The 25,701-nt window shown below is 66.0% G+C and carries 26 protein-coding genes; 14 read left to right on the top strand and 12 right to left on the bottom strand.

All coding sequences use genetic code 11. The features are described from left to right. Positions 1–9: 9 nt before the first annotated feature. The 3 genes from soxX to NA2_RS18410 all read right to left on the bottom strand — a co-directional run bounded on the left by soxX (position 10) and on the right by NA2_RS18410 (position 1,939). Positions 10–468, bottom strand: a complete 459-nt coding sequence (soxX, locus tag NA2_RS18420; RefSeq protein WP_008598659.1) for a sulfur oxidation c-type cytochrome SoxX — start codon at positions 466–468, stop codon at positions 10–12. Between the two features lie 137 nt (positions 469–605). Continuing rightward, positions 606–1,193, bottom strand: a complete 588-nt coding sequence (locus tag NA2_RS18415; RefSeq protein WP_008598658.1) for a thioredoxin family protein — start codon at positions 1,191–1,193, stop codon at positions 606–608. An 11-nt stretch (positions 1,194–1,204) separates the two neighbouring features. Next, entirely contained in the window at positions 1,205–1,939 is a 735-nt protein-coding gene (locus NA2_RS18410) for a cytochrome c biogenesis CcdA family protein (RefSeq protein WP_008598657.1), read from the bottom strand. 98 nt (positions 1,940–2,037) lie between these two features. On the opposite strand from NA2_RS18410, the gene NA2_RS18405 reads away from it, so the two are divergent. The 3 genes from NA2_RS18405 (at position 2,038) to NA2_RS18395 (ending at position 3,975) form a co-directional block, all read left to right on the top strand. After that, positions 2,038–2,400: a thioredoxin domain-containing protein gene (locus NA2_RS18405; RefSeq protein WP_008598655.1), complete on the top strand. Its 363-nt coding sequence runs from the start codon at positions 2,038–2,040 to the stop codon at positions 2,398–2,400. Beyond that, positions 2,397–2,762, top strand: a complete 366-nt coding sequence (locus tag NA2_RS18400) for an ArsR/SmtB family transcription factor (protein ID WP_008598653.1) — start codon at positions 2,397–2,399, stop codon at positions 2,760–2,762. The genes NA2_RS18405 and NA2_RS18400 overlap by 4 nt, the downstream gene beginning before the upstream one ends. A 118-nt stretch (positions 2,763–2,880) precedes the next feature. Continuing rightward, complete coding sequence (locus NA2_RS18395) at positions 2,881–3,975, top strand: YeeE/YedE family protein (RefSeq protein WP_008598651.1); 1,095 nt, start codon at positions 2,881–2,883, stop codon at positions 3,973–3,975. Between the two features lie 2 nt (positions 3,976–3,977). Here NA2_RS18395 and NA2_RS18390 read toward each other — a convergent pair whose 3' ends face one another. Further along, a complete protein-coding gene (locus tag NA2_RS18390; protein WP_008598650.1) occupies positions 3,978–4,886 on the bottom strand; it encodes an MBL fold metallo-hydrolase in 909 nt (302 codons plus the stop codon). Between the two features lie 222 nt (positions 4,887–5,108). Between NA2_RS18390 and NA2_RS18385 the strand changes: the two genes are divergently transcribed. Both NA2_RS18385 and NA2_RS18380 read left to right on the top strand, forming a co-directional pair. After that, a complete protein-coding gene (locus NA2_RS18385) occupies positions 5,109–5,561 on the top strand; it encodes a DUF302 domain-containing protein (RefSeq protein ID WP_008598649.1) in 453 nt (150 codons plus the stop codon). Positions 5,562–5,718: 157 nt separating this feature from the next. Next, complete coding sequence (locus NA2_RS18380; protein WP_040678556.1) at positions 5,719–6,042, top strand: hypothetical protein; 324 nt, start codon at positions 5,719–5,721, stop codon at positions 6,040–6,042. A 37-nt stretch (positions 6,043–6,079) separates the two neighbouring features. On the opposite strand, the gene NA2_RS18375 is transcribed toward NA2_RS18380, so the two are convergent. The 7 genes from NA2_RS18375 to NA2_RS18345 all read right to left on the bottom strand — a co-directional run bounded on the left by NA2_RS18375 (position 6,080) and on the right by NA2_RS18345 (position 13,286). Further along, a complete protein-coding gene (locus NA2_RS18375; RefSeq protein WP_008598646.1) occupies positions 6,080–6,298 on the bottom strand; it encodes a hypothetical protein in 219 nt (72 codons plus the stop codon). Positions 6,299–6,415: 117 nt separating this feature from the next. Further along, entirely contained in the window at positions 6,416–8,134 is a 1,719-nt protein-coding gene (locus NA2_RS18370) for an ABC transporter ATP-binding protein (protein ID WP_008598645.1), read from the bottom strand. Continuing rightward, positions 8,131–9,003, bottom strand: coding sequence for a metallophosphoesterase family protein (locus NA2_RS18365; protein WP_008598642.1), 873 nt, complete (start codon positions 9,001–9,003; stop codon positions 8,131–8,133). Before NA2_RS18365 ends, NA2_RS18370 begins: the two co-directional genes overlap by 4 nt. Before the next feature lie 75 nt (positions 9,004–9,078). Next, positions 9,079–10,632, bottom strand: coding sequence for an ABC transporter substrate-binding protein (locus NA2_RS18360; protein ID WP_008598640.1), 1,554 nt, complete (start codon positions 10,630–10,632; stop codon positions 9,079–9,081). Between the two features lie 69 nt (positions 10,633–10,701). Further along, entirely contained in the window at positions 10,702–11,601 is a 900-nt protein-coding gene (locus NA2_RS18355) for an ABC transporter permease (protein ID WP_008598639.1), read from the bottom strand. A gap of 3 nt (positions 11,602–11,604) precedes the next feature. Beyond that, entirely contained in the window at positions 11,605–12,531 is a 927-nt protein-coding gene (locus NA2_RS18350) for an ABC transporter permease (RefSeq protein WP_008598637.1), read from the bottom strand. Then, a complete protein-coding gene (locus tag NA2_RS18345; RefSeq protein WP_008598635.1) occupies positions 12,525–13,286 on the bottom strand; it encodes an HAD-IIA family hydrolase in 762 nt (253 codons plus the stop codon). The genes NA2_RS18350 and NA2_RS18345 overlap by 7 nt, the downstream gene beginning before the upstream one ends. Positions 13,287–13,483: 197 nt before the next feature. On the opposite strand from NA2_RS18345, the gene NA2_RS18340 reads away from it, so the two are divergent. The 8 genes from NA2_RS18340 (at position 13,484) to NA2_RS18305 (ending at position 22,610) form a co-directional block, all read left to right on the top strand. Then, entirely contained in the window at positions 13,484–14,371 is an 888-nt protein-coding gene (locus NA2_RS18340) for a LysR substrate-binding domain-containing protein (protein WP_008598633.1), read from the top strand. A 147-nt stretch (positions 14,372–14,518) separates the two neighbouring features. Next, on the top strand, positions 14,519–15,307 hold the full coding sequence (locus NA2_RS18335) for a GGDEF domain-containing protein (protein ID WP_040678552.1): 789 nt from the start codon (positions 14,519–14,521) through the stop codon (positions 15,305–15,307). A gap of 188 nt (positions 15,308–15,495) precedes the next feature. Further along, positions 15,496–15,990 carry a hypothetical protein gene (locus tag NA2_RS18330; RefSeq protein WP_157188306.1) on the top strand — a complete coding sequence of 165 codons (495 nt, stop codon included), beginning with the start codon at positions 15,496–15,498 and terminating at the stop codon, positions 15,988–15,990. A 9-nt stretch (positions 15,991–15,999) separates the two neighbouring features. After that, positions 16,000–16,626, top strand: a complete 627-nt coding sequence (locus tag NA2_RS18325) for a L,D-transpeptidase (protein WP_008598630.1) — start codon at positions 16,000–16,002, stop codon at positions 16,624–16,626. 371 nt (positions 16,627–16,997) lie between these two features. Continuing rightward, complete coding sequence (locus NA2_RS18320) at positions 16,998–18,449, top strand: TolC family outer membrane protein (RefSeq protein ID WP_008598629.1); 1,452 nt, start codon at positions 16,998–17,000, stop codon at positions 18,447–18,449. A gap of 32 nt (positions 18,450–18,481) precedes the next feature. Then, positions 18,482–20,656 carry a type I secretion system permease/ATPase gene (locus NA2_RS18315; protein ID WP_008598628.1) on the top strand — a complete coding sequence of 725 codons (2,175 nt, stop codon included), beginning with the start codon at positions 18,482–18,484 and terminating at the stop codon, positions 20,654–20,656. Positions 20,657–20,719: 63 nt separating this feature from the next. Then, entirely contained in the window at positions 20,720–21,997 is a 1,278-nt protein-coding gene (locus tag NA2_RS18310) for an HlyD family type I secretion periplasmic adaptor subunit (protein WP_008598627.1), read from the top strand. 1 nt (position 21,998) lies between these two features. Beyond that, positions 21,999–22,610, top strand: coding sequence for a ribbon-helix-helix domain-containing protein (locus tag NA2_RS18305; protein ID WP_008598626.1), 612 nt, complete (start codon positions 21,999–22,001; stop codon positions 22,608–22,610). A 26-nt stretch (positions 22,611–22,636) separates the two neighbouring features. Here NA2_RS18305 and NA2_RS18300 read toward each other — a convergent pair whose 3' ends face one another. Further along, positions 22,637–23,581, bottom strand: a complete 945-nt coding sequence (locus tag NA2_RS18300; RefSeq protein ID WP_081582728.1) for a transglutaminase-like cysteine peptidase — start codon at positions 23,579–23,581, stop codon at positions 22,637–22,639. A 373-nt stretch (positions 23,582–23,954) separates the two neighbouring features. On the opposite strand from NA2_RS18300, the gene NA2_RS18295 reads away from it, so the two are divergent. Then, positions 23,955–25,701 (top strand): Ig-like domain-containing protein (locus tag NA2_RS18295; protein ID WP_008598621.1); only part of this gene is annotated, 1,747 nt, incomplete at its 3' end.

Here is a 25,701-nt window from a genome sequence, read left to right as displayed (position 1 = left end):
TCTCCTCGTCTATTCCTTGAGCGTGGCGAGATACGCCACGACGTCTTCAACCTGTTGCGCCGAAAGGATGGTCTTGCCGGCCTTGTCCTTCGCCACGTCCTTTCCGACCTTGAGCGAATAGAAGCCGGGCATCACCGTTTCCTCGCCGAACACCTGCTTGGCGTCCGAGACGATGGCGCGCAGCTGCGCCGGCTCCCAGCGGTCCGCGACCCCATCGACGGCCGGACCGACCGTGCCGTGGAAGAGATCGCCCGACATGTCGGCGTTCTGGTGGCAGGCGAGGCAATTGCCGAGGCCGCGGTCCTTGAACACCTTGGCGCCCTCGACAGGATCGCCGGCCTTGCCCGTCAGCGATGCCTGCACGGAGAAATCCTCGTACATCACCTTGTCGGGGGCGGTGTCGTCGGCAAATGCCGCGCCGGCGTGCATCACGAATGCCGCGCACAAAAATCGTGTCACCTTGATCATAGGCTTGTCTCCTCCGCTCCCTTTTCCGCGTTTGCGCGCGGATAACCGTTTTCGGCCACGCTACCCGCGCCTTTCGCGATCTTCAATGGAAAAATATAAAATCTTGCATATGTCATGGCATCGAAGCGCCGCGCGGCTCATTCCTCCTGGAGTTTCCCGGCTGCCCGCGCCTCGTCGAGCTTGCGCGCATGATATTTCTGGAAGTGCTCGTCTCCTTCGTAGCCCTTCTCCGCGACCCACTGGAACATGTGCAGGAAAGTCCACTTGCCGAAGGCGCCGGGCATGGTGGCGACGGCCGCTTCGGCGACGGTCCCGCCTTCCGGCGCTTCCTCGGGAAGGAAGACGATGGTCGGGGTGAAGACATAGCCCCATTTGCGGGCGGCGGTCTTCTCGGTGAGCACCGAGCCGTCGAGGTCGGTCACCTCCTCGTCGCCGAACATGTTGTACTGCACGACCTTGAAATGCGCCTCGATGTAGTCGCGCACTTCCGGATCGCTCAGGAGATCCTCGTGCATCTTGGCGCAGTAGATGCAGCCGCGCTGCTCGAACACGATGGCGAGCCGCTTGCCTTCCTCGCGCGCCGCCGCGATGTCCTCGGCCATGTCGCGGAAGGTGAGCGAGAACCACGCCTCCTTGTGCAGCCCGTCCTCGCCGATCTCGACGGCGGCGGTGGGCAGGGCGGAAGCGGCGAGAAGGACGATTGCGGCGAATAGCGTTCTGAACATGATGCGCACTCCTATCCGATGTTCTGGAAGACCGGAAACGTTTCGAGAAGCCAGTAGGAAATGACCGACATCTGTCCCGTCACGAACAGGATGCCGGTGAGCACCAGCAGCCCGCCCATGGCCATTTCGATCTTGTGCATGTGCTTGCGGAAGCGGGCCGCCCAGCCGAGGAAGCGGCTGGCGAAGACGGCCGCCAGAATGAACGGGATGCCGATGCCGAGCGAATAGACGGCAAGCAGCATGGCGCCCCGGGCGGCGGAACCTTCCGACCCGGCAACGAACAGGATCGCCGCGAGCACCGGGCCGACACAGGGCGTCCAGCCGAAGGCGAAGGCGAGACCCATGACGAAGGAGCCCGCAAGGCCGGCCGGCTTCCGCGTCACCTGCACCCGCGCCTCGCGGTAGAGCAGGGCGATGCGGAAGACGCCGAGGAAATGGAGGCCCATGATGATGATGATCACGCCGGCGATCACCGACAGGACATCGAAATACTGGGCGATGGTGCGGCCGATGAGGCTCGCGGTCGCGCCGAGCGCCACAAAAACAGTGGTGAAGCCGAGAACGAATGCGATCGCCGCGAGGATGATGCGCCGCCTGCGCCCCGCTTGAAGCGTATCGGCGTTCAGCTCCTCGAAGCTGAGGCCGGCAAGCCAGGCGAGATAGGGCGGTACGATGGGCAGCACGCAGGGAGACACGAAGGACAACAGTCCCGCCAACAGCGCGCCGCCTAAACTGACATCCAGCATTCATTCCCCTCCGCCGCGCATCGACCGCCGGAACAGCCCGTTAAATCAGTGATGCGCTCCCGCTGGAAGATATGCGGAAATTACTATATGTTGCAAACATGAAAAACGGTTCTCCCATCCTGCGTCTTGCCGCGGTGCTTTTTGCGCTGCTTTCGACGCCGCTCGCGGCGGCCGAGCTGATCATGCTCGAACAGCCGGGCTGCGTCTGGTGCGCCCGCTTCAACGCCGAGATCGCGCCGGCCTATGCCAAGACGGAAGAAGGCCGCCGCGCGCCGCTGCGCCGGGTCGACATCACCGGCGAATGGCCGGCCGACCTCGAGGGAATTCCCTCCGAGCGCTTCACGCCGACCTTCATACTTGTTGAGGATGGCCGCGAGATCGGCCGCATGCGCGGCTATCCGGGCGATGAATTTTTCTGGTATCTTCTCGGCGATTTGATTGGGAAGACGGAGAGCCAATGAGCCTGCCGAAACTCAAGCCCGACCAGTCGCCGGAGGATTTCGAGGCGCTGCTCGAGCAGGCGCGCAAGGCGAGCGACCTGCTGAAGGCGCTGTCGCATGAGAGCCGGCTCCTGATTCTGTGCCTTCTCGCCGAGGGGGAGAAGTCGGTCTCCGAACTGGAAGACATCATGAAGATGCCGCAGGCCGCCGTTTCGCAGCAGCTCGCGCGGCTGCGCTTCGACCGGCTGGTCAACACCAGGCGCGAGGGGCGGGCCATCTATTATTCCATCGCCAGTGCTGAGGTCGGCTCGGTGATCGAGGCGTTGTACGACCTGTTCTGCGCGCCGGTGCGGAAGGGGGAACCGAAGATCCGCGAGCCCTGACGGGCTGCTGCGGCAAGGCTGCCGCGGGATAAAGACGCAGCACGTCTGCTGCGGTAGAGAGTGCGCGGCGTGATCGCCGTGGGAGGAGCATGCGGCGTGATCGCCGCGGGAGGACGTGATGGAGTTTCTGCAAGCGCCCGGCTTCCTGCTGGCGGCTGGCCTGCTGGCGGGCGGCGTCATCGGCTACGTGGCGCGCCGCCGCCATTTCTGCACCATGGCCGCGCTCGAGCGCCAATGGTATGCGGGCGACAGCCGCGGCGTGCGGACCTGGGCGCTTGCCGCCGGCGTCGCGATGGTCCTGACGCAGACGCTGATGCTGACCGGCATCGTCGATCTCCGCGAGAGCTTCTACCTGCAGCCATTCTTCGGCCTCACCGGCGCGGTCATCGGCGGCATCGCCTTCGGCTTCGGTATGGCGCTCGCCGGCACCTGCGGCTTCGGCGCGCTGGTGCGGCTCGGCGGCGGCAGCCTGCGCGCCCTGATCGTCCTTCTGGTGCTCGGGCTTTCGGCGCTGGCCGCGCAACGCGGCATCGTCGGCAATCTGCGCATCGCCGTGGTCGACAATCTCGCCATCGATCTTTCCTTCGCCGGCGACCAGTCGCTCGGCGGCCTGGCGAGCGCCGTTTCCGGCGTCGATCTGCGCATCGCCGTGGCGCTGCTGGCGTCGGTGCTCCTGTTCTGGTGGGTCCTGCGCGACGGCAGGTTTCGCAGGGAACGCGACCTGATCGTCGCTGGATCCGTCATTGGTGCCGCCATCGCCTTCGGCTGGCTGGCGACGGCGCTGGCCGCGCGCCATTCCTTCGAGCCGGTCCAGCTTGAAGCCGGTTCCTTCGTCGTGCCGGTCGGCGACACGATCCTGCAGGCCATCGCCTTCACCGGCACCTGGCCGGACTACGGGATCGGGCTGGTGCTCGGCGTCGTCGTCGGTGCGGCCCTGTGCGCCTGGCGGCGCGCGGACATCCGCTGGGAAGCCTGCGACGATGCGCGCGAACTGAGCCGGCATCTGGCGGGCGGCTTCCTGATGGGCACCGGCGGCGTGTTCGCCCTCGGCTGCACCATCGGACAGGGAATCTCGGCGGTCTCCGTGCTCGCGCTGTCTGCGCCGGTCGCCATCGTCTCGATCATGTTCGGCGCCCGCCTGGGCCTCGCCTATCTGATCGAGGGATCGCTGCTCGCCGCCTTCCGCCGCAACGCCGCCGCTCCGGCGGAATAGAGTTACACGGCGACGAAGCGATAGGCGCTGCCGTCCCGTTCCGCCATCCCGAAGCCGGGATGCGCCAGATGGAAGCCGACCAGCCGCGCCCTGTCGCCCGCCAGACGGTCGAGCAGGCGCACGCGGGCGGCCGCGCCCATCGCCCGGTCCTGGTCGCTGCCCGTCTCCAGATCGGGCCGGACGAAGGACACGGGGTTGGTAATGGCGTCGCCGGCGATCAGCGTCGCGCCGCCGCTTCCGTCATGCACCATGAAGGAGACATGCCCGGGCGTGTGGCCGGCCGTGTCGACGGCCTCGACCCGCGGCAGGATCTCCGCGCCCGGCTTGAACAGGTTGATGCGGTCCTCCAGCGCTGCGAACCGGTTCTGCGCGCCGACGACGAAGCTCTTGCGGTCCTCCGGCATCTTCGACAGCGTGTCGTCCGCCCGCCAGAAATCCCACTCCGCTTCCGCCATGTGATGCGCGGCGTTGGGGAAGATCAGCTCGTCGAAATCGTCGAGCAGGCCCCACAGATGGTCGGGATGCGCGTGGGTGAAGATCACGTCGGTGACGTCGGCCGGGTCGATGCCCGCTTCCGGCAGGTTGGCCGCCAGCTTGCCGGTCGTCGGCAGGAAGTTCGGGCCCGCGCCGACATCGAACACCGCCAGCCGGTCGCCGCTGCGCAGGAACGTCACGTTGCAGTCGGGCCGGTAGCCATCGGTCGGCATCCCGCTTTGCGTCAGGAGCGCATCGCGCTCCGTCTCGGACAGGCCGGGATAGACGGAGCCGAGCGGCAGGTTCATCGCCCCGTCACTGACGACGATGATCTCCGCGTCACCGGCCGCGAAACGGCCGAGCGCGCCGGCGGGCCGGGGCAGCCCGGCGCCAAGCAGGGCGAGGCCGCCAATCAGGATGTCGCGGCGTGTCATCATGGATGTCTCTCCCATATATTCATATTTTTGAATGATTTCACGGGCGCCCGCCGGCGTCAACGCGCCGCGCGGCGGGTCTGGCGAAAATATGCGTGTTTTGATATGTATGGAGCCGGACGTGAAAAAACACCGTCTCCCCGCGGGTGGCGCCGCTGCGCGGAGTATGGTGCAAGCGCTCGATGCGTGGAAGTATTCCGGAGTCCCTGCCATGGAGAACGCGTCATGAAGACGATGCTGAAGGCGATCATCCTTACCCTGGGCGTGTCCGTTGCGCCGGCGCTCGCCGATGACGACGTGACGCTGTACCAGACGGCGGAGCCGTTCGAGGATATTGCGCTCAACATCAGTGACGCCATCATCAACCGTGGCTATGTGGTCGACTATCACGGCATGATCGGCGAGATGCTCCAGCGCACCGCCGCCGATGTCGGCGCGACGAAGGCCCTCTATCGCAATGCCGAATTCTTCCAGTTCTGTTCGGCGGTGATGTCGCGCGCCGTGATGGAGGAGGATCCGGGCAACATTGCCTATTGTCCCTACATCGTCTTCGCCTACGAGATGGAGGACACGCCCGGCACGGTCCATGTCGGGTTCCGCCAGTTGCCGGAGGGCAAGGGACGCGACCAGGTCAACGACCTGCTCGACGCGATCGCCCGCGAAGCGGCCGGGCAATAGACGCGGGCGCATCCGCCTCCTGCTCCAGCGCGATTCCGACCCCGCCGGCAGGAGCGGGAAATTATCATTTCATAACGAAACAAACTGTTTCCGAGACCGCGTTGCCCGGCAATTGTTTGCCCGGCAAATTATCTTTGTGAGTAATGATTCGAATTCCATGACTGCCCATTGTGAACCCTCGCTGGAAGTCGTCCAGCTTGAGCTGATGCTCGACATGTCTGATCTGGTTGCACTGGGTTTCGAGACCGCCCTGCTGAACACGCTGGAACAGCTCGACGGCCGCGTCCTGTTCAATCGCCGTCTGGACAGCGACGACGATTTCCAGCGCGTTGCCGCGGTGGCCGTCGGCCCCGAGCGGGACGTGGCGCTGGTTTTTCTCGATCATTCGGGAACATCGACCAGCACCGAGGCTGCCGCCGGGAACCAAAGGGCGATGGCGCAGGAAGCCATTGAGGAAGCACGCAAAATTACGGACGTCTAGCCTGGTGGATGGCGCCGGCGCGCCTGCTCCCGGGGGCTTACCCGTGGCGCGAGTTCGGTCTGGACGCCGCTCTTTGCGGACCCGGGAAAGGCACGACCTCGCCTCCCTGCGCCTGCGGCGAGTACTGCGCCCGGAGTGCTGCATCCATCAGCGTGCCGATCGCTTCGCGGAGGTGCAGCGTGATGGGATCGGAACCGTGCAGCTCCGCCTGGGCGCTTTCGAGATGGGCGTGCACGGACGCAAAATCAGTCGGCATGATGTCCCTTTCAAATGCCCCCGCGATTAGCCGACCATGCACTTGAAACCGTAACCGGCGGCCAAAGGAAGCCGCCGGCATTTGATGCAAATTTTTACGATCAACCCGTTTGGCGCCTCACGCGGTCTCCGCGCGCGCGAGACGGCCATGCGCCCGCTCCGGCACGGGCGGCGCCAACGGCCCGGGAGAAAACGCGTCCATGTCCACGGGGCGGCTTCTCCTGCGGCGCGTCGGATCCGGGCGCGGCACGGCGGAAAGCAGGCGCTGCGTGTAGCCGTGCTGCGGATTGGCGAGCACGCTGTCGGTCGGCCCGGTCTCGACGATCTGGCCGGCATACATCACGGCGATGCGATGGCTGACCCGCTCGACCACGGCGATGTCGTGGCTGATGAACAGGAAGGCCACGTCGTCGCTCTGCTGCAGCGCCAGCATCAGGTCTGTGACCTGGCGGGCGATGGACACGTCGAGCGCCGATACCGCCTCGTCCGCAACGATCAGGCGCGGCCGGACTGACAGCGCGCGGGCGATGCAGAGCCGCTGGCGCTGGCCGCCGGAAAACTGGTGTGGGAAGCGGTCCACCGCGTCGGCCTCTAGCCCGACCTTCTCGACGAGGCTGACCGCCAGGTCGCGGCATTCGGCGGGGCGCGCGAGCCCGTGGATGCGGGCCGGCTCGGTGATCAGCTCATGCACCGGCAGGCGTGGATTGAGGCTGGCATAGGGATCCTGGAAGATCATCTGCGCGTCGCGGCGCGCGGCGCGCAGCTCCCGCCGGCCGAGCCGCATCATGTCGTGGCCAGCAAGCCTGACCGATCCCTCATCAGGCTCCACCAGGCGCAGGATCGAGCGCGCCAGCGTCGACTTCCCGCAGCCCGATTCGCCGACCAGACCAAGTGTTTCGCCGGCGCCGAGTGTCAGCGAGGCATTGTTGACCGCCGTGAAGGCGGATCCTTTCTGCCCGATCAGGCCGCGCCGCGTGACGAAGCGCGTCGTGAGGCCGTTGACCTCCAGCACCGTTGCGGGCGTCCTGTCGAGCACCGGTGCACCGGAACCGAGCTTGGGCGTCGCCTCCATCAGGTGGCGCGAATAGGTGGCGCGGGGGCGGGCGAACAGCACCTCCACCGGCGCCTCCTCCTCCTTGATGCCGTGGCGCATGACGACGACGCGGTCGGCGATCTCGGCCACCACGCCCATGTCGTGGGTGATGAACAGGACGGCCATGCCGATCTCGTCCTGGAGCTGGCCGATCAGCTCGAGAATTTCCGCCTGGGTCGTCACGTCCAGCGCCGTGGTCGGCTCGTCGGCGATCAGCAGGCGCGGTCGGCAGGCCAGCGCCATGGCGATCATCACCCGCTGGCGCAGGCCGCCGGAGAGTTCGTGCGGATACTGCCCGAGCCGCCGCTCCGGCTCGGGAATGCGCACCCTGGCAAGCCCCTCGCATGCCGCCTGAAGGGCAGCCTGGCGCGACATGCGGCGGTGTCTGACGAACACCTCGCACAATTGCTCGCCGATGGTCAGCACCGGGTTGAGCGACGTCATGGGTTCCTGGAAGACCATCGAGATGTCGCGCCCGCGCAGGGCGCACATGGCGTTGTCGGAGAGCGCGGTGATGTCCGTCGCCTCGTCGCCATCGAGCATAATGCGTCCGGAGACGATGCGCCCGCCCTCCCGCTCGATCAGCCGCATGATCGCCAGCGCCGTCGCCGACTTGCCGGAACCGGACTCGCCGACGAGCGCCACGGTTTCGCGGGCGCCGATCTCGAAGGAGAGATCCTTCACGGCGGTGTGCCCCCCGAAGGCGATCTGCAGGTTTTCGACCGAGAGGACGGGCTGGCTCATGCCTTTTCTCCGCGCATGCGGGCGGCGACTTCCGGGATTTCGTGGAACGGAGGTACGGGCGGGGTCCAGCGGCGCGCATGCGGCATGAACGTGTAGTCCATCGGATCGCGCCCCTCGACACGCCAGCGCACGCTCGGCCCGTCGAGTTCGAGCAGGCCCATGGCGCCGGCCGGCTCGCCCTGCGTGGTGAAACTCTCCGTCAGCGATTGCTGCGTCAGGTGCGTGATGCCGTCCACCTGGGTGATCGTGTTCCAGTGCACATGCCCGGCGATGCACACCACAGGCACGCGCGCCTGGGCGAGTGCTGCGCGGGCGCGGGCCGCCTGCGGATAGGTCGAGGCGGCGGGGTTGGCCTCGAAATAGTAGTTGCCCACCTGCGCGTGGCCGGAGACCGGCACATGGCTGAACACCAGCAGGGGCCGGTCCGCGTTCTGCGCGGTCCGCGACAGCCAGAGAATATCCTGCTCGCCGAGCTGGAAGCCGCCGTTCGGCCCGCGCCGGATCAGCGTGTCGGCGCGCCACAGCGCGATGCGCCAGTCGCCGATGTCCAGCGTCTGGTGGCCCAGCGCCTGGCCGAGGATCTCCTCGTTGTCGGCAACTGCGAGATGGTCCCGGTCGTGATTGCCGTTGATGTGGCAGATCGGCGCCTCGACCGTCTTGAACGCCTCGGCGACTTCGGCCTCGAGCGCCAGGTCGGTATCGCGGTCGATGTCCGAGATGCGGTCGCCCAGGTCGATCATGAGATCGGCGCGAGCTTCGTTGGAAAAGCGGGCGAGATCGCCCATCAGGTCGAGCGCGGCGTCGCCGCGTTTGGTCAGGGAAGGCTTGCCGTGATGAATGTCGGCGACGAGACAGAGACGGGTGGACATGGAGTGGTTCCCGAAAGCGCTTGAAGGGGAACCCGCGCCGTCCCGTGAAGCCTGGACGGCGCGGGCGGGGCGGTGTCAGTTGCTGGCGAAGCTGATCGAGCCGGCGCGGAAATCGAGCACATAGGGAATGTTGCCCGGCTTCGGCGCCCAGTTGATGTCCTTGCGCATCGCCCAGGACTCATAGGGTCGGTAGAGCGGCAGGACGGGCGGATCGGCCTTGATGCGGTCCATCAGCTCGCCATAGGCCGCCTTGCGCTCGGCGACGTCGCTGGAATAGCGGAAGCGCTCCCAGATCTTCGCGTAGGCCTCGTCCGTGTTGAAGCGGCCTTCCGATTCCGAAGGTCCGTTCGGCGCCCACATCACGCCGAAGGAGCCGAACGGGTCGGCGAAATACATCGGGTTCGACCAGTTGCGCGCCATCAGTTCCGGCGCATTGCCGGTCCATTTCTCGCCCACCTGGACCTTGCCCTTGATGCCGACCTCGGCCCACATCTCCATGATCGCCTGGGCGGCGAGAAGGCCGTTCGTGTAGTAGACGGCGTCGGTGTCGAAGGTGACCTCGAAGCCGTCATAACCGGCTTCCTCGAGCAGTTCCTTCGCCTTCTCCGGATTGTATTCGAAAGTCTCCAGCTCCGGCATGTAGAGTTCGCCGAATTCCTGCATCGTGTGCGAGGCGGGCACCACCGCCTTGCCGAGCCAGAGCGCCTCGTTCAGCGTATCCCGGTCGATGGCCAGGCTCATGGCCTGCCGGATGCGCGGGTCGGTGAGCTTCGGGTGGTTGACGTTCATGATCATGACGTGGAACAGCGCCGTCGCGGCACCGACCGTCTTCAGGTTCGGGTCGCCGTCGATCAGCGAAAGCTGGTCCGGCGCCACATTGGTGATGATGTCGGCTTCGCCGGTCTTCAGGGCGGTGATGCGCGAGGCGGTCTCGGGCATGCGCTTGACCGTGACACGGTCGAGCGGCGCCTTGTCGCCCCAGAAGCCGTCGAAGCGCTCATAGACCACCTGCTCGCCGGGCGTGAAGGTCGCGATCTTGTAGGGGCCGGTGCCGACCGGCTTCAGGGAAAACGCCTCGTAATCGTCGTTCTCGGCCACCTTCGGATCGCCGGCCAGCGCCTTCGTGTAGTCTTCCGGGATGATCATCACCTGCTGCAGGTTGAGCAGCGTTTCCCACAGAGGCTCGGCGCGCTTTGCATGGATGCGGACCGTGTGGTCGTCGACCTTCTCCGCCTTCTCGAAGTTCGCCAGCCGGTCGCGGGCGCGCACCTGATAGGGCGGGAAAGTCGCCTGATACATGCGGTTGAGCGAGAAGACGACGTCGTCGGCGGTCATGTCCTCGCCATTGTGGAAGGTCACGCCTTCGCGAAGCTTCAGCTCCATCACCGTCGGCTCGACCAGCTCCCAGGAGACGGCGAGGCCCGGCAGCCATTCGGTCTTGTCGCTGTCGAGGTTCTTGGCGATCAGCGTGTCGAACGTGTTGTGGTAGAACTGCGAGCCGACATTGGAATGGTCGCGGCCCGGATCGAGATAGGGCGCGATGTTCGAAGCGCCGACGGTGAGTTCCACGGCGAGCGCCGGCACGGCGACCAGGGTCGCGATGGCGGTAGTGGCGAGAAGTCGTTTCATGTCTGCCTCCAGGGCGTTGGTTTTGGGTGGGTTGTCTCGGGCCTTGCCGGCCTCTTCTGGAAAACGGGTTCAGCGGGCGCGCAGGCGGACATCCGTCCGGTCGCGCAGCCAGTCGCCGAGAATCTGCACCGCGAAGGTGATGAGCAGGATCATCAGCGCCGGGGCGACGACGATCCACGGCGCGGTCGGCATGTAGTCGCGGCCGATGCCGACCATCGCGCCGAGCGTCGCCGTCGGCGGCTGGACGCCCAGTCCGAGGAAGGACAGGGTCGATTCCAGCAGCACGATGTTGGACAGCGACAGGGTGAACTGCACCACGAGCGGCGAGACCACATTCGGCAGGATGTGCTTGAAGGCGATGCGCGGGCCGGAGGCGCCGGCCGAGCGTGCGGCCTCGATGAACGGCATCTGCGTCAGCTTGCGCACCTCGCCGCGGACGATGCGGGCCGACTGTTCCCAGCCATGGACGCCGAGCACCAGCACCATCACCTCCATGCTCGACCCGAAGATGGAGAGGATCAGCAGCGCGATCAGCGTGAAGGGTATGGCGATCTGCGTGTCGACCGCGCCCATCACGATGTCTTCGAAGATGCCGCCGATCAGGCCGGCGAGAATGCCAAGAAACCCGCCGACGACGAGGCCGATGGACGCGCCGATCACCGCCAGGGCGAGCGTCAGGCGCAATCCATAGAGCGTGCGCGACAGCACATCGCGGCCGAGTTCGTCCGTGCCCAGCAGATAGCCGTCCCGGTAGCGATCGAAGCCGAGCGGCGGCCGCAGCCTCGCGATCAGGCTCTGCTGCTCGGGGCTGAAGGGGGCGACCAGCGGTGCGAGGATCGCGGCGGCGACGAGGATGAGAGCCAGCACCATCGCCATGCGCTGGATCATGTCTGCCTCGCGCCAGATCGCGGCCACGCCCTTCAGGCGGCTGCCGGCGGTGAGCGAGGGGGAGAAGGCGGCGTCGGCCATGGTTCAGGCCCTTCCGAGACGGATGCGCGGATCGGCATAGGCATAGGCGATGTCGACCACGGCGTTGATGAGGAGGACGGCCACCGAGACGGCGATGACGCCGAACTGCAGAACCGGGTAGTCGCGCACGATGGCTGACCGGACGAGCAGGTCGCCGATGCCGGGCCAGGCAAAGATCGCCTCCACCACGACGCTGCCGGCGGCAGCGAGCCCCGCGATCTGCAGGCCGATGACCGAGAGGATGGTGATCGAGGCGTTGCGCAGCCCGTGCTTGAAGATGACGGTCTGCTCCGACAGGCCCTTGGCGCGGGCGGTGCGCATATAGTCCTGGCCGAGCACGTCGAGCATGGCGTTGCGGGTGAACCGCGTCAGCCCGGCGATCAGGATTCCCGACATGGTGATGGTCGGCATGATGAAATGCCAGGCCGAGCCGTTGCCCACCACCGGAAGCCAGTTCAGCCAGTAGGAGAAGACCAGGATCATGAAGGTGGCGAGGACGAAATTCGGCACGGCGTAGCCGAGGAAGGCCACGACCATGACGGCGCTGCCGACCCACGACTTGCAGTAGACGGCACCGAGAATGCCGAGCGGCAGGGACAGCGCCAGTGTCAGCGCCACGCTGCTCAGAAGCAGTTGCAGCGAGGGCCAGATGCGCTCGCCGACGATCTCGGCGACGGGCCGGCGCTCGACGAAGGAGAGGCCGAACTGCCCGTCGGCGAAGGACGCGAGGAAGGCGCGGTACTGCACCCAGGTCGACTGGTCGAGGCCGTAATAGCTGGTCAGCAGCGCCCGGTCTTCCTGCGTGATGCCTTCGCCGATGACGAAATCGATCGGGCTGCCGGAAAGGCGGGTGGCGAAGAAGACCAGCGTCACGATGGCGAAGAAGGTGACGAGCATTTTCAGGACGATGCGCGCCAGATAGGTCAGCATGTCGCTCTCCCGTCGCTTGCCGGCAATGCGCCGGGCGCTTCGATGTGGATGAAGGCGACCCCCGCGGCGCGCGCGGCGAGCCCGTCCGTCTCCGGATTGTCGCCGATGAAGAGCGCGTCGCCGCGTGTGGCGCCCGCCCGCTCCAGGGCGATGTCGATCAGGTCCGGCGCCGGTTTGCCGATGGAGCGGAACGCAACATCCGGCCGGCAGGCCCGCAGGGCGGCAAGCAGGGCGCCGGTCTCCGGCACGGGATATCCGTCGGGGCCGGGATGCGTGCGGTCGAGATTGGCCACATGGAGCGGCGCGCCGCTTTCGAGCTGCGCCACGAGCCGGCCGAGGCTGTTGAGGTCGAAACGCGTTTGGCGCGCCAGGAGAATGCAGGCCGGCGCGCTTTCGCCGACGACGAGACCGAGGTCATGGGCGAGCGCGACAAGCGGCGCTTCCGCATGCATGGCGATCGCGGCGCCCGGATGGGCGAGGGCGAGCCGCCGTAGCGTCTGCTCGCCGGCAAGCACGATGCGCTCCGGCGCGATGGGAAGCGCCAGCCTGTGTAGCCGCGCGCTGAGCGTTTCGGCGGTATCGGCGGAATTGTTGGAGACGATCCACAGTCGGTCTTCGTTGCGCGCCGCGAACGCCCGCGCGCCGTCATAGACGCGGTCGCCGGAGATCAGGCAGCCGTCCAGGTCGCACAGGATCGCCGCGTGGCGGTCGAGCGGCTGGCGCGACAGGCTGGCCATGGAAGAAACGGGATGCATGTGGAAGCGGCGTCCTTGTTGTCAGATTCCGCGCGACAGACGATGCCCGGCGTTGAGCCGGATCATGCAGTCCTGCCTGGCGATGAAGCTGGTTTGCAGTTCTGTTCTGCCGTCACCCTGCGCGGCGTCTGTGACACGGCTGTTACAAACCAAGGCTATTCCTTGGGGGAGGCGAAGATTTTCCTTGGGTGTGGACAATGCCGATCACGCTGCCGCGCATTCGCGCGATCAACGCCGTGGCGAATGGCGGCTCCTATGCCGCCGCCGCGCGGCAGCTGGGGCTGTCCCAACCGGCCGTCTCCCAGCACGTGCGCGACACGGAGGCGGAGTACGGGGTGCGGCTCTTCCTGCGCAGGAACGGGGCGCTCCATCCGACGCCGCTCTGCGCGCAGCTCTGCGATATCGCCGAGCGCATGGCGGGGGAGGAGCGCGAGGCCGAGCGCATCCTGACGCGGCACACGACGCTGCTCGACGGACGTCTGTCGATCGGCCTCGGCAATTCCATGCCGGGCATGGCAGTCATCGCCCTGTTCCGGAAGCGCCATCCGAGCGTCTCGGTGTCGGTCGAGACGGGGTCTTTCGAGAAGATCGTCAAGGCGGTGCTGGCACGCGAGGTGGATGTCGGCGTTCTGCCCGATCTGCCCGCCGACGGGCGCTTCCGCACCGAGCTTCTGGTACGCCAGGACGTGGTGGCCGTGGTCCATGCGCAGAACTCGCTGGCCGAGCGGCAGAGCTTCACCTGTGCCCAGCTGATGGAGGCGCCGCTGATCTTCCGCACGCGCGGCTCCTCGACGCAGCGCGTCGTCGATCGCGCCTTCAGGGCCGCGCGCTTCGAGCCGGCGCCGATCCTGATGCTCGATACGCGCGACGCTGCCTATGAGGCGGTGGCCAATGGTCTGGGCGTCGGCTTCATGTGGCGGCACGGCACGGGCCGAACCGATGCCGTCCGCCGCATCCCCGTCCGGGAAATGAACCGCATGTACGACGAGGCGGCGTTCACACTTGCCGACGAACAGGCGGTCATGGTGGATGCCTTCATGGCCGCGGTGCGCGCCTTCAGGGCGGAAAACGCGCAGCAGGAGTGACGGAAACCGTCACGATTACAGCATGTTGAAAGATAAGCTGCTTGGCGCGAAACGGATGAATCGTTAAAACGCGATCTATAGCGTCAACTTTTAATAGAAGTTTGCCGGTTATCAACGAGTCAGACAGACTGGGGATATTCGAGGCTCATGGACAAGACGCTCTTGCACAACTCCCGGCAATGGATAGGCCCCGCCGCATTGGTGGTTTTCGGCGTTCTGGCCGCCGTGGGCATTTCGTTCCTCGTTCACTACCTTCTGTTCTTCGGCGACGACATCAATCCCTACCAGCGCGCCCTCGCGGCGGCGCTTGTCCTGCCCGTCGTCATCGCCGCGCCGCTGCTGGCCTATATCGGCTACAGCGCGGAGACGCTTCGCCGCCTGAAGCGCGAGCGCAATTTCGCCGCCGCCCACGATCCCTCGACAGAGGTCCTGAACGGCAACGCCTTCACGACGCTTGTCGAGCGGCGCCGGTCCGTGTCGATCTCCGAGGCCGGCCGCACCTTCGGCGCGCTGCTGATCCTCGAGGCCGAGAACGCCCGGGCGATCAACCTCAACTACGGCTTCCGCTGGGGAGAGGAATCGATGCGGCAGATCGCGGCGCTGATCCGCGCCAACGTTCGCCGCAGCGACGTGGTCGGTCGTCTGAGCGACCGCGAGTTTGGCATCTTCCTGCCGGGCGCGACGGTCGAACAGGCCCGCGATGTGGGCGAGCGGATCCGTTCTGCCGCAGCTTCCGCAGCATTCCTGGCCGAGGGCGAGCCTGTCGAACTGACGCTTGATATCGGCGGGGTGATCTTCGACGACCAGATCGAGTTCCAGGGGCTGATGCGCATCGCTTCGGAGCAGCTGGACATGGCGAAGGCCAAGGGCGCCGACGGTTTCCGCCTGAGCGCGCTTCAGCCGGGAGAAGCCGGCAACGAACGCTCCGGACGCTGAAGCGGGCCGCCGCGCAGGCGCGATCATGATCCTGTCGGGGCAACCGGCGGCCGGCCGGCGCTCTGGACTCTTGCGGGAGATCACCACAAGATAGTGAACCGGCAATTTGGAAGCCGGCTTTGTACGCTGGCTGTCTGATGTCAGGCACGCCGCGATGCGCGTTTCGCTCTTTTCCAGGAGGAGCGGTGATGGGTTGGAAGTGTCTCTCTGTGCAGGCTGTGGCGCTGGCGGCGGCGTTCCAGGCGGTTGCCGACGAGCGCCAGGGACGTCTGGTGACCCCGCTCCGGATCATCGCGCAGGATCCCGCCATCGATGTCCGGTCGCTGTACCGGAACCGGGTCGCCGTCCTGTCCAGCTACGCGGACGCCATGGCGGTCCATCGACGCTACGCGCTGGGGTTTGCTGATGGTCAGTCCTACGGCCCCGGCTTTCTCGATGCGACCCTGCCCGGCGCCTGGACGTTTCTCAGCCCGAGCGGAGACGAGGTCGAGCGGCGCCGCGACGGCACGCTGACGATCTCCCGCAACAATTACCTGGCGAACTGGTACGCCGAGGTGGACTGTCGCGTCATCGACTGGCCCCAGCTCGCATGCCGAGACGGCCGGCAGCGTTCGATCTCGGCGCCGGATGCAAGCAGTGTCCGTATCGACGGCCAGACCTTTCACCTGTCCGGCGGCGAATAGGGAGCGACCATGCGTTTGACCGAGGTCTTTTCGAGAATGGCGCTGTTGGCGCTGCTGGCCGCAGTGCCGGGAACGGCGGCGCTGGCGGAGGAAACCAGGGCCACCGTGCGCCAGTTCGACCCTGCCACGGGAAGCTGGGTCCGCAAGGAGCGCAGCCTGACCTTCAAGTCGCCCTGGAGCGATTCGGCGATCCGGCCGCAGGTCGTGCCGTTCGCTGAAAAACTGCCTGCCGGAACGATCGTCGTCGACACGGCCCAACGCCGGCTTTTCCATCTGCGCGGCGACGGCACGGCGATGCGCTACGGTATCGGCGTGGGGCGCGAGGGCTTCGACTGGCGTGGCCGCGAGCGCATCTCCCGCAAGGCCGAATGGCCCGACTGGCGGCCACCGGCCGACATGGTGCGCCGCGAGGCCGCCGAAGGCCGCATCCTGCCTGCGGTCATGGAGGGCGGTCCAGAGAACCCGCTCGGCGCCCGCGCGCTGTATCTGGGATCGACCCTGTTCCGGATTCACGGCACGAACCAGCCCTGGACCATCGGCAAGGCCGTGTCGTCCGGCTGCATCCGCATGATGAACGACGACGTCATCGCGCTCTACAACCAGGTCAAGATCGGCACGCTGGTCGTGGTCAGATGACTCCGGTTGAGGCAGTAGAAGTCGCAGAAGCCGCTTGATTATCTTATTTCAAGATTGAAATGCTTAACAAAAGCCGGTTTTCGTTGCGATTTTGCAACAACATGGTGAAATGAGTCCGTGAAACTACGCCTTAAGGGGTAGTCGGCTTATGGATGACGTAGCGTCGCCAGCGGTGTTAGCCTACCATCGACAGGGTGCCCGGCATGGATTCGGGCTGGGCTTCAAGGTGGCTTCCGCGGGAACGCGGGCGCCTGGCGGGTGAGGAAAGCGAAGCGGTTTCGGTCCGTATCCCGCACAGATGGATGGAGAACGATCGTGGCGATGATCGCGGGTTGAGGCAATCCGGGTCTGCCGCGGTCCAAGGGGGAGCAATGACTTTCAAACCGCGTATCACGCGTATCCTGGCGGCAGCGCTTCTGAGCAGCGCCGTCTCGTTTGCCGGCGCGACCGGCGCCAGCGCCCTGTCGCTCAAGGAAGCGATGGCCGTCGCGCTGGAATCCAATCCCGAAATCGGGCAGGCGGTCGAGAACCGCGAGGCGATCGAGTTCGAACTGCGGCAGGCACGGGGACTTTACCTGCCGAGCGTCGATCTCGAGGCATCCGCCGGCGTGCGCCGCCTGGACAATCCCTCGCGGCGCGGTGTCGGCATCGAGGACGACCCGCTCTATCCTGCGGAAATCGGCTTGTCGGTAACCCAGACGCTGTTCGACGGCGGCGGCCGCCGCGCGGAGCTGGAGCGTCAGGCCGCGCGCGTCGATTCCGCGTCGTTCCGCGTGCTTGAGCGCTCGGAAGGCATCGCCCTTCAGGTGGTGCGTGAGTATCTCGAATATCTGCTGCAGATTCAGATCGTCAATGAAGCCCGCGCCAATGTCGGCTTCCACCAGTCCATGCTGGGCGATATCGGTTCGCTGATTTCGGGCGGCGCACTGACGGAGGCCGACCGCCAGCAGGCCCAGGAACGCGCCCTTTCAGCCAAGGCACGCATGAAGGAAGCCGAGGAGGAGCTGGAGGCGGCCAAGATCCGCTTCTACAAGCTCGTCGGCAAACCGCTGACCAACCCGACCATGCCGGGTTCGGTCGCGTCCTCTTTGCCGGCATCCCTCGAGGCGGCCATCGGCATCGCCCGGCAGAACAATCCGCGCATCAAGGTCGCCAACGCCGATATCGATGCGGCCGACGCCCAGGTCGATGCCGCGCGTTCCAACATGTTCCCGAAGATCAGCGCCGAGGGCCGCGCCCGCACCGGCTATGACATCGACGGTTCCGACGGCCGGACGCATGACCTGCAGGCCCGTGTCGTGGCCAAGTGGAATCTCTACCGCGGCGGCATCGACGTCGCCAACGAGCAGGAACAGATCCGCCGCGCCAGCGAGCAGCGCCTTGTGCTGCACCAGGCCTATCGGGAAGTCGAGGAAGCGGTCCGCATCTCCTGGGACCGGCGCCTGCGGCAGCAGGATCTGGCGGGCACCTTCAGGGCGCAGGCTTCAGCCAATGCGCAGCTCGTCAATTCCTATCGCGAGCAGCTTGTCGTCGGCCAGCGCTCGCTGCTCGACGTGCTGGGCGCGCAGAACACCCGCTTCAGCGTCAATGTGCTGTCGAAGACCGCGCAATATGCCGCCCTGTTTGCCGAGTACCGCATCCTGGCGGCTACGGGCACGCTGCTCGACACGATGCATCTGCAGAGCGCCAAGCAGTCGGAGGCCTATGCCCGCACGGAATTCAATGTGCCGGAAACTGCGCCCACCGAAACCTACAAGAGGCTGCCCACGCGGCAGGTGAACGATCTGCCGCTCGATCTTCTCGCACCGATCCGGAGACAATAGCCGGGTCGGTCAACATGGTTTGATGACTGCCCTTGGAACAGGTTCGCAATCCCACCGTCGACACGCCGCTGAACGCGGATGGCTTTCGGCCTGCCTTTCAAGAAATCGCGCAGTTCCTGGCCCGTCCCGCGTCCGACACCGTTCTCTTCTCGGACACGCCCTTCGATGAGCTGAGACCGAGCGTCGAGGACATCGAACGGCTTGCCGCCCGGATCGGACTCGACGTGACGCAGCACAGCCGGCGCGAGCTTGCAGGCGGCGGCGTCGATCTGCCCGCCCTCGTGATCTTCGAGGACGGCTCGGCGATGGCGTTGCTCGAGACCATGCCGGATGACCGCATCTCCACCGCGCTGATGCCCGCGCCGGGCGCCGAGGAGGGCGTTGCGCTGTCCGAGGTGCTTGCCAGACGCATCCGCCTCATCCTGTCCTTCAGCGTCATCTACCTGAACAGCACGGAGAATGCCGAGGGCGGATCGGCCGGCGCGATCGAGAAGCGGCACTGGCTGGCCACGACGCTGATGCCGTTCTGGCGCTCCTATGCGCAGGTGGCCGTGGCCGCGCTGTTCGTCAACCTCCTGGCGCTGGCCTCGCCCCTGTTTGTGATGAACGTCTACGACCGGGTCCTGCCGAACCAGGCCACCGCGACGCTCTGGGTTCTGGCGCTCGGCGTCGCCGGCGCGGTCCTGTTCGACCTTCTGCTGAAGAGCGTGCGCGCGGCCCTGATCGACCATGCCGGCCGCAAGGCCGACTTGAAGCTCTCCTATCTGCTGTTCGAGAAGGTGCTGCACGCCACGCTTGCCTCGCGGCCCATGTCGACCGGCGAGTATGCCAACCGTGTCACCCAGTATGAATTCGTCCGCGAGTTCTTCACCTCCAACACGCTGAGCACGATCATCGACAGCATCTTCGTGTTCGTGTTCATCGCCGTGATCTACAGCGTCGCGGGCTGGCTGGCGCTGATCCCGGCGACCGCCTTTGCCATCGCCCTGCTCATCGGTTTCGTCACCCAGTCGCGCATCGGGCGGCGGGTTGCCGCGGCCAACAACGAGGCCGCCCAGCGGCAATCCCTCCTGGTCGAGACCATCTCGACCATCGAAACCGTCAAGTCGCTGCGCGCGGAGCGGGTCCTGCTGCGCCGCTGGAGCGAGCTGGCGAAGAACGCCTCCCGCACCGCCGAGGGCATCAAGCAGCTCTCCTCCTGGGCCGCCAACGCGACACAGTTCGTGCAGCAGCTGGTCACGGTGGCGCTTGTCGTCGCCGGCGCCTACGAGTTCTCGCAGGGCAACATCTCGTCCGGCGCGATCATCGCGACGGTCATGCTTTCGGGGCGCGCGGTGGCGCCGCTCGGCCAGATCGCCATGACGCTGTCGCGCATGCGCCAGGCGCTGCTGTCGCTGCGCATCCTCGACGCCATCATGCAGCAGCCGGAGGACCGGCCCGAGAGCAGCGGCTTCGTCAACCGCGAGATCCAGTCGGGCAGCGTCGTCTTCCGCTCCGTCGCCTTCAACTATCCCGGCGCCGACGGCGCGGCGCTCAACGGTTTCGACCTGTCGATCAAGGCGGGCGAGCGGGTGGGCATCATCGGCCGGATCGGTTCGGGCAAGACCACGGTCGGTCGTCTTCTGGCCGGCCTCTACCCGCCGACCGAGGGGAGCTTGCTGCTCGATGGCGTCGATGTGCGTCAGTATCATCCCTCCGTCGTCCGTTCGGCGGTGGTTTTCGCCTCGCAGGGCGCCGACCTGTTTTCCGGTTCCATCAAGGAAAACCTTCTGATGGCAAGGCCGGGCGCCACCGACGATGAGATCGTCGCCGCCGCGAAAACGGCGGGGGTCGATGATTTCGTCGCCCGGCATCCGCGCGGCTACGACATGCCGGTCGGCGAACGGGGCAGCCAGCTTTCCGGTGGGCAGAGGCAGGCGGTTTCCATCGCCCGGCTTCTCCTGTCCGAGCCGCGCATCGTGTTCCTGGACGAGCCGTCCGGCGCCATGGACCTCGCCAGCGAGCGCGACCTGATCGTGAAGCTCAACACCGCGTTCAGGAAGGACGTGACGCTCATCATCTCGACGCACCGGCACAGCATGCTGCAACTCGTCGACCGGCTGGTGGTCATCGACCAGGGGCGCGTCATCGCGGACGGCCCGAAGGAGGCCGTGATCGCCGAACTGCAGAAGAATGCCCAGGCCAACAGGCCTGGACAGGCGCGATAGGACAGCTTCTCGCGCACGCACCGGGGCGAGGGCGGCGCGTGAGGAGGGAAAGGGGCAGGAAAAATGGATCGTCCCCCACTGGCTGCACGGCTCGGCCTTGTCGTGATCGCCGCTCTCCTGATGTCGTTCATCGGCTGGGCGTCCATCGCCGAGGTGCAGGAGATCGCGCGCGGCGAAGGCCGGATCATACCGGTGTCGAAGACCCAGATCGTCCAGTCGAGCGAACCGGGGGTCGTGCTGGAGATCGCGGTGAAGGTTGGCCAGGTGGTGCGCAAGGGCGACCTGATCCTGCGGCTCGACGATACGGTGACGGCCTCCTCGCTGGGCGAATCCGAGGCGCGCGCCCGCGCCCTGCGCGCCCAGATCGCGCGGCTGCAGCTCGAGGAGAACGGCCGCTTCGACGCCGACTACATCTGCCCCGACGCGCTGAAGGAGATTGCGCCGCAGATCTGCGCCAACGAGGCGCGGCTCCTGCAGGCCCGCTCGGAGAACATCCGCAACAAGCGTTCCGTTCTGGTCGAGCGGCGCCAGCAGCGCCTGAAGGAACTGGACGAGGCGCGCGCCAACATCGCCCGGCTCGAGGAGAACATGAAGATCTCGCAGCGTGAGGCGGATCTGCTTGAGCCGATGGTCCGGCGCAAGCTGGTGGCGCAGACCGAACTTCTGCGCGTGCAGAAGGAGCTTACCGAAACCCGGGGTCAGCTCGACCTTTCCCGCGAGGCGATCCCCCGGCTCGACGCGGCGATCAAGGAGGCCGCTCTCCAGATCGACGAGCTGACGCTGCAGGTCCAGCAGGAGGCGCTGGCCGAGAAGACCCAGGCGCTGGCCGAACTCTCGGTGATCGAGGCGACCATTCGCGGCGCCAGCGACCGCGTGGCGCGAACGGACATCCGCTCGCCCGTCGACGGCATCATCAACACGCTGGAGGTGAACACGGTCGGCGCCTATGTGGAGCCGGGCACGGTGATCGCCGGGGTGGTGCCCACCTCGGAGACCCTGCTGGTCGAGGCGCGGATCTCGCCGCGCGACGTGGCCTTCGTCCGGCCGGGCCAGCCGGCGCTGGTCAAGATCACGGCCTATGATTTCTCGATCTATGGCGGCCTCGTCGGAGAGGTGCAGACCATCTCGGCCGACAGCCTCGTGGACCAGAACACGGGCGAGACCTTCTACCAGGTGCTGGTCAGGACCGACAATGCCGAGCTGGTCAAGGATGGCCGGCGTTACGCCATCATTCCGGGCATGGTGGCGAGCGCCGACATCATGACCGGCAAGAAGACGATCCTTGCCTATCTGATGAAACCCATCAACAAGGCGCGCGACGAAGCGCTGCGCGAGCGTTGAGATGGATACGGACGTCGCCCTGCCGCAAGATGACTGGGCCTTCGTGCCCCGGTTCCGCGTCATCCGCGTCGGCGAGGAGCGGCGCGGCATTCGCCTGGAGGAGATCTACTGGGCGACGCTGAAGGACATCGCGGATAGCCGCGGTGTCTCCGTTGGCGAGATCGTCGAGGCGTGCGAACGGCGCCTGGAACGTGGCGGGAACCTCTCGTCGGCCCTGCGCGTCGAGGCGGCCATGCACCTGCGGCGGGCGCACGAGGCGGCCCGCCTGCGCACCGGCCTGAAGATGGTCGCCAACCAGGTTCAGGCCTGTCCCGCTCCCTGCTTCGCGCTATCGGACGACAGGAAGCTGATCGCGCACAACCTGACATTCATGTCCTTCGTCCAGTCCCGTCTCCTGCGGCTGCCGCAGCGTTCGACGGTGCAGGGCGTGCGCCTGTCGCTCGATGTGCCCTTCGCGGATCTGGTGGAGAAGCTGAAGATGGAGGACAGCGGGCCGGCGACGATCGGTTTCGTGATCGGCGTTGACGAGCAGGTCATCCGCGGGCGGCTCAATGCCGTGCTGGCGCCCCTGGTCGACCGGGACGCCATCGTCGGTTTCATCCTGCCTGCGTGAGGGATGCCGGTTTCCGGTGGACAGTGCTATCCGGCCTCGCCCGGTGTGTTCGCGGCAGCATCCGCCGGCGCCGGAACGATGCCTTCGCCCGGCGCCAGGTCGGCCGGCAGCGCGCCGATCGCGGCCACCAGCGCATCGCCGCGCCTCTTGCCATGGATCCACGAGCGGTCGGCGCTCATCGAATAGAGCGGCAGATAGTCGCCGAGCGCGGTGTCCTTCATCACCTTGTCGTGCAGGTTGTCGAGGATGAAATGCCCCTGGCTGGTCGAGACCGCCAGCACGGCATGAAACAGAGCGCGGCGCTGGTCCTGCAGCACGACGATCGACATGCTGGTCATCGGGATCCCGGCGGCGTTCAGCGCCGCCATTTTCAGGATGGCGTAGTCCTCGCAGTCTCCCTTGCCAAGCCGCAGGATCTGTGACGGCTCCGCCCAGAAATCCAACCGCCCGTAATTGTCCCGGTCGGTGGTGTAGGCGACGGTGCGGTTGACCGCGACGTTGATCTCGGCAAGCTTCCGCAAAAAGCTCTTCGTCTTCACCCGCTTGACACTGTCGGCGAGGGCGACGGCCTTGGCGCTGCAATCGGCGGCCCGCCCGCATGTCGCGAACTCGGCCTTCGCGATCGCCGGGTGGACGGATTTCCAGTTGGCGCTCGACGGCAGGGAGCGGAAGGGGATCGCCACGGACTCGAAGACACCGGCGTCCTTGCCGCGGCGCTGGGTTGCGCGTGGTTTCAGGCGCTCGACGGGCAGACGCGCGGCGGCGTCCTGCCACCGCTTTCCGAGTTCGGCAGTCCAGGCCGCCGCCTGGGCCGGAACGGAAGAGATACTCAGATGGCTGAGGAGAGGGAGCGCCGGATACTGGAGAGAGTAATAGTATGTGGCCGAAGAGGCCTGGGATGAATATGCAGATACAAGAATAGATGATAAAATAAGAAATATCTTAGAGAAATGTCGATTCTTGTTATTCATGGTATCAGTCCCCGTGAGTTGGGATGACGATACAATTGAGAAATAAAACTCGAATGAAGTTTCTTGGATTATTTTATGCTTACATATTCGATCGGATTTTATCTATTCCCGAAAGGTGCCTGGAAGGCGTTCTCCGGCTTGCCGGGGCCGCTGCCGCTGTCCTGTCGGGAGGACCGCTTTCAGGGCGCGCCCGGGAGCGAGGAGCGGCATACCTCATTCCGCTGGATTGATATAATATAATATATAAAGCCGTTAACCAAAGACAAACTTATGCGCAAGTTAAATAACATGATATATATGTGGTCTTTCCAAAGTCTTGCGTCGTTGTCCTGTGCATGGCTCGCTTCCCGGAAATCTGTTCCTGGGGGTTGTCATGGCCAACGAAGAGTTTACGCGCGCCACCGATCAAAGCAGTCTCGCCTCGGGTGAGGCCACCTCGTCTCCGCTGAATGCTGCCAAGTCCGCGGCGCAGGCCGTGGCGCAGGCCGATACCGCGCAGGAACCGGTGCCCGTCGACCCGGCGACCGGCCAGCCGGTCGTTCAGCCCACCGTGGAAGCGGCGGGTGAAGCCGTGCCGGAAACGGTGACCGCCGACGCGAACAATGTCGTGCACCTGCCCGAGGGCGTTTCCATCGATCAGATCAGGGTCGATGGCGACAATCTGGTCCTCGTGCAGCCGGACGGCTCGACGATCACCATCCTGAACGCCGCGCTCAAGATCCCGACCTTCCTTCTTGGCGATGTGGAGATTCCGCAGCTGGCGCTGACGGCGGCCCTGCAGGCGAACGGCATCAACGTCGCCGCCGGCCCGGATGGTGCGCTGACGGTCGTGACCTCGGCGGCACAGAGCGGCGGCGGGAACTTTGCCCAGCCGGCACCCGGCATCGGGGATGCGGGGCCGCTGATCGACCTTCTGCCGCCGACCGCGCTGCAATTCGGCACGCTGGACCGGCGCGAGCTGTTTCCGGCGCTGCGCCGCGAGAACGATCTTCCGACGCTCGGGATCACGCCGCTGTCCGGCACCGTCGACGAGGCGGCCCTCAGCACCGAGATATCGCAGGGGTCCGGCGGCGGCACGACGAAGGCTGTCGGCGCGATCAACATCAATGCGGGCGGCGACGGCCTGGGCTCCCTGGTGGTGAAGAACGCCGATGGGGAAACGGTCGATGTCACCAATGGGGGCGCGATCGAGGGTGCCTACGGCACGCTCATCATCACGCGCGCGCCGGACGGATCCTACAGTTTCGAGTACGAGCTGACACGCAACAGCCTCGACCACGCGGGGGCGGGACAGGTTGGTTCCGGCGACGTGGTCGGCGAGCAGTTCGAGGTCATCGTCACCGACGGCAATGGCGATTCCGTTTCCAGCCAGATCGACATCGTCATCACGGACGACGGTCCGGTGGCGGTCGACGACGTGGTGGGACAGGCGTCGGAGAACGCGGCGGTCACGATCGACGCCTTCGCCAATGACGCGGCGGGCGCGGACGGCGTGAACCTCGTCAACGGGGTGGCACTGGTTCCGGACACGCTGAGCGGCGGCGGCGCGCTGGTCTACAACGCTGACGGCACGTTCACCTACACGCCCGCTTCCGGCGAGGAAGGGACTGTGACGTTCGACTACACGATCACGGATGGCGACGGGGATGTATCGACGGCGACGGTGACGCTGGAGCTGAAGCCGGATTCGGTTCCGGAAGTGACGGTGATCCGCGCCGAGGGCGATGACGGCGTGGTGTGGGAATCGGCGCTTCCGGACGGTTCGGGCGGTGGCGACCTGACGGCGTCGGGCGGGCTAACCATCGACACGGGCGACGACACGCTGGACTTCATCGAGGTCCAGGACAAGGACGGGACCTGGATCGAGATCACGGCTGACGGCACGTCGGTGCAGGGCGTCTACGGCACGCTTCTGGTCGATCTCGACGGCAGCTGGGTTTACACGCTTGCCGACAACACGCTGGATCACACCGGCGTCGGGCAGACGGGCAGCTCCGACCAGGTGCAGGATGCCTTCGCGGTGCGTGTGACCGACAGCGACGGCGACACGACGGACGGCACGGCGCAGATCGTCGTCGACATCAACGATGACGGCCCGGCGGCAACGGATGACGGCATCG

Source organism: Nitratireductor pacificus pht-3B (genome assembly GCF_000300335.1).
In the GTDB taxonomy this organism is placed as follows: Bacteria; Pseudomonadota; Alphaproteobacteria; order Rhizobiales; family Rhizobiaceae; genus Nitratireductor; species Nitratireductor pacificus.
Note: the sequence above shows the minus strand (reverse complement) of the source record. Positions and strands in the feature narration are given on the sequence as shown.

Coding starts and splice junctions, on each gene's coding strand:
- NA2_RS18400 (WP_008598653.1), top strand. CDS start 2,397: ATGAGCCTGCCGAAACTCAAGCCCGACCAGTCGCCGGAGGATTTCGAG.
- NA2_RS18345 (WP_008598635.1), bottom strand. CDS start 13,286: ATGCATCCCGTTTCTTCCATGGCCAGCCTGTCGCGCCAGCCGCTCGAC.
- NA2_RS18360 (WP_008598640.1), bottom strand. CDS start 10,632: ATGAAACGACTTCTCGCCACTACCGCCATCGCGACCCTGGTCGCCGTG.
- NA2_RS18325 (WP_008598630.1), top strand. CDS start 16,000: ATGCGTTTGACCGAGGTCTTTTCGAGAATGGCGCTGTTGGCGCTGCTG.
- NA2_RS18365 (WP_008598642.1), bottom strand. CDS start 9,003: ATGTCCACCCGTCTCTGTCTCGTCGCCGACATTCATCACGGCAAGCCT.
- NA2_RS18415 (WP_008598658.1), bottom strand. CDS start 1,193: ATGTTCAGAACGCTATTCGCCGCAATCGTCCTTCTCGCCGCTTCCGCC.
- NA2_RS18355 (WP_008598639.1), bottom strand. CDS start 11,601: ATGGCCGACGCCGCCTTCTCCCCCTCGCTCACCGCCGGCAGCCGCCTG.
- NA2_RS18350 (WP_008598637.1), bottom strand. CDS start 12,531: ATGCTGACCTATCTGGCGCGCATCGTCCTGAAAATGCTCGTCACCTTC.
- NA2_RS18395 (WP_008598651.1), top strand. CDS start 2,881: ATGGAGTTTCTGCAAGCGCCCGGCTTCCTGCTGGCGGCTGGCCTGCTG.
- NA2_RS18335 (WP_040678552.1), top strand. CDS start 14,519: ATGGACAAGACGCTCTTGCACAACTCCCGGCAATGGATAGGCCCCGCC.
- NA2_RS18330 (WP_157188306.1), top strand. CDS start 15,496: ATGGGTTGGAAGTGTCTCTCTGTGCAGGCTGTGGCGCTGGCGGCGGCG.
- NA2_RS18300 (WP_081582728.1), bottom strand. CDS start 23,581: ATGAATAACAAGAATCGACATTTCTCTAAGATATTTCTTATTTTATCA.
- soxX (WP_008598659.1), bottom strand. CDS start 468: ATGATCAAGGTGACACGATTTTTGTGCGCGGCATTCGTGATGCACGCC.
- NA2_RS18410 (WP_008598657.1), bottom strand. CDS start 1,939: ATGCTGGATGTCAGTTTAGGCGGCGCGCTGTTGGCGGGACTGTTGTCC.
- NA2_RS18385 (WP_008598649.1), top strand. CDS start 5,109: ATGAAGACGATGCTGAAGGCGATCATCCTTACCCTGGGCGTGTCCGTT.
- NA2_RS18310 (WP_008598627.1), top strand. CDS start 20,720: ATGGATCGTCCCCCACTGGCTGCACGGCTCGGCCTTGTCGTGATCGCC.
- NA2_RS18370 (WP_008598645.1), bottom strand. CDS start 8,134: ATGAGCCAGCCCGTCCTCTCGGTCGAAAACCTGCAGATCGCCTTCGGG.
- NA2_RS18320 (WP_008598629.1), top strand. CDS start 16,998: ATGACTTTCAAACCGCGTATCACGCGTATCCTGGCGGCAGCGCTTCTG.
- NA2_RS18375 (WP_008598646.1), bottom strand. CDS start 6,298: ATGCCGACTGATTTTGCGTCCGTGCACGCCCATCTCGAAAGCGCCCAG.
- NA2_RS18380 (WP_040678556.1), top strand. CDS start 5,719: ATGACTGCCCATTGTGAACCCTCGCTGGAAGTCGTCCAGCTTGAGCTG.
- NA2_RS18405 (WP_008598655.1), top strand. CDS start 2,038: ATGAAAAACGGTTCTCCCATCCTGCGTCTTGCCGCGGTGCTTTTTGCG.
- NA2_RS18340 (WP_008598633.1), top strand. CDS start 13,484: ATGCCGATCACGCTGCCGCGCATTCGCGCGATCAACGCCGTGGCGAAT.
- NA2_RS18305 (WP_008598626.1), top strand. CDS start 21,999: ATGGATACGGACGTCGCCCTGCCGCAAGATGACTGGGCCTTCGTGCCC.
- NA2_RS18390 (WP_008598650.1), bottom strand. CDS start 4,886: ATGATGACACGCCGCGACATCCTGATTGGCGGCCTCGCCCTGCTTGGC.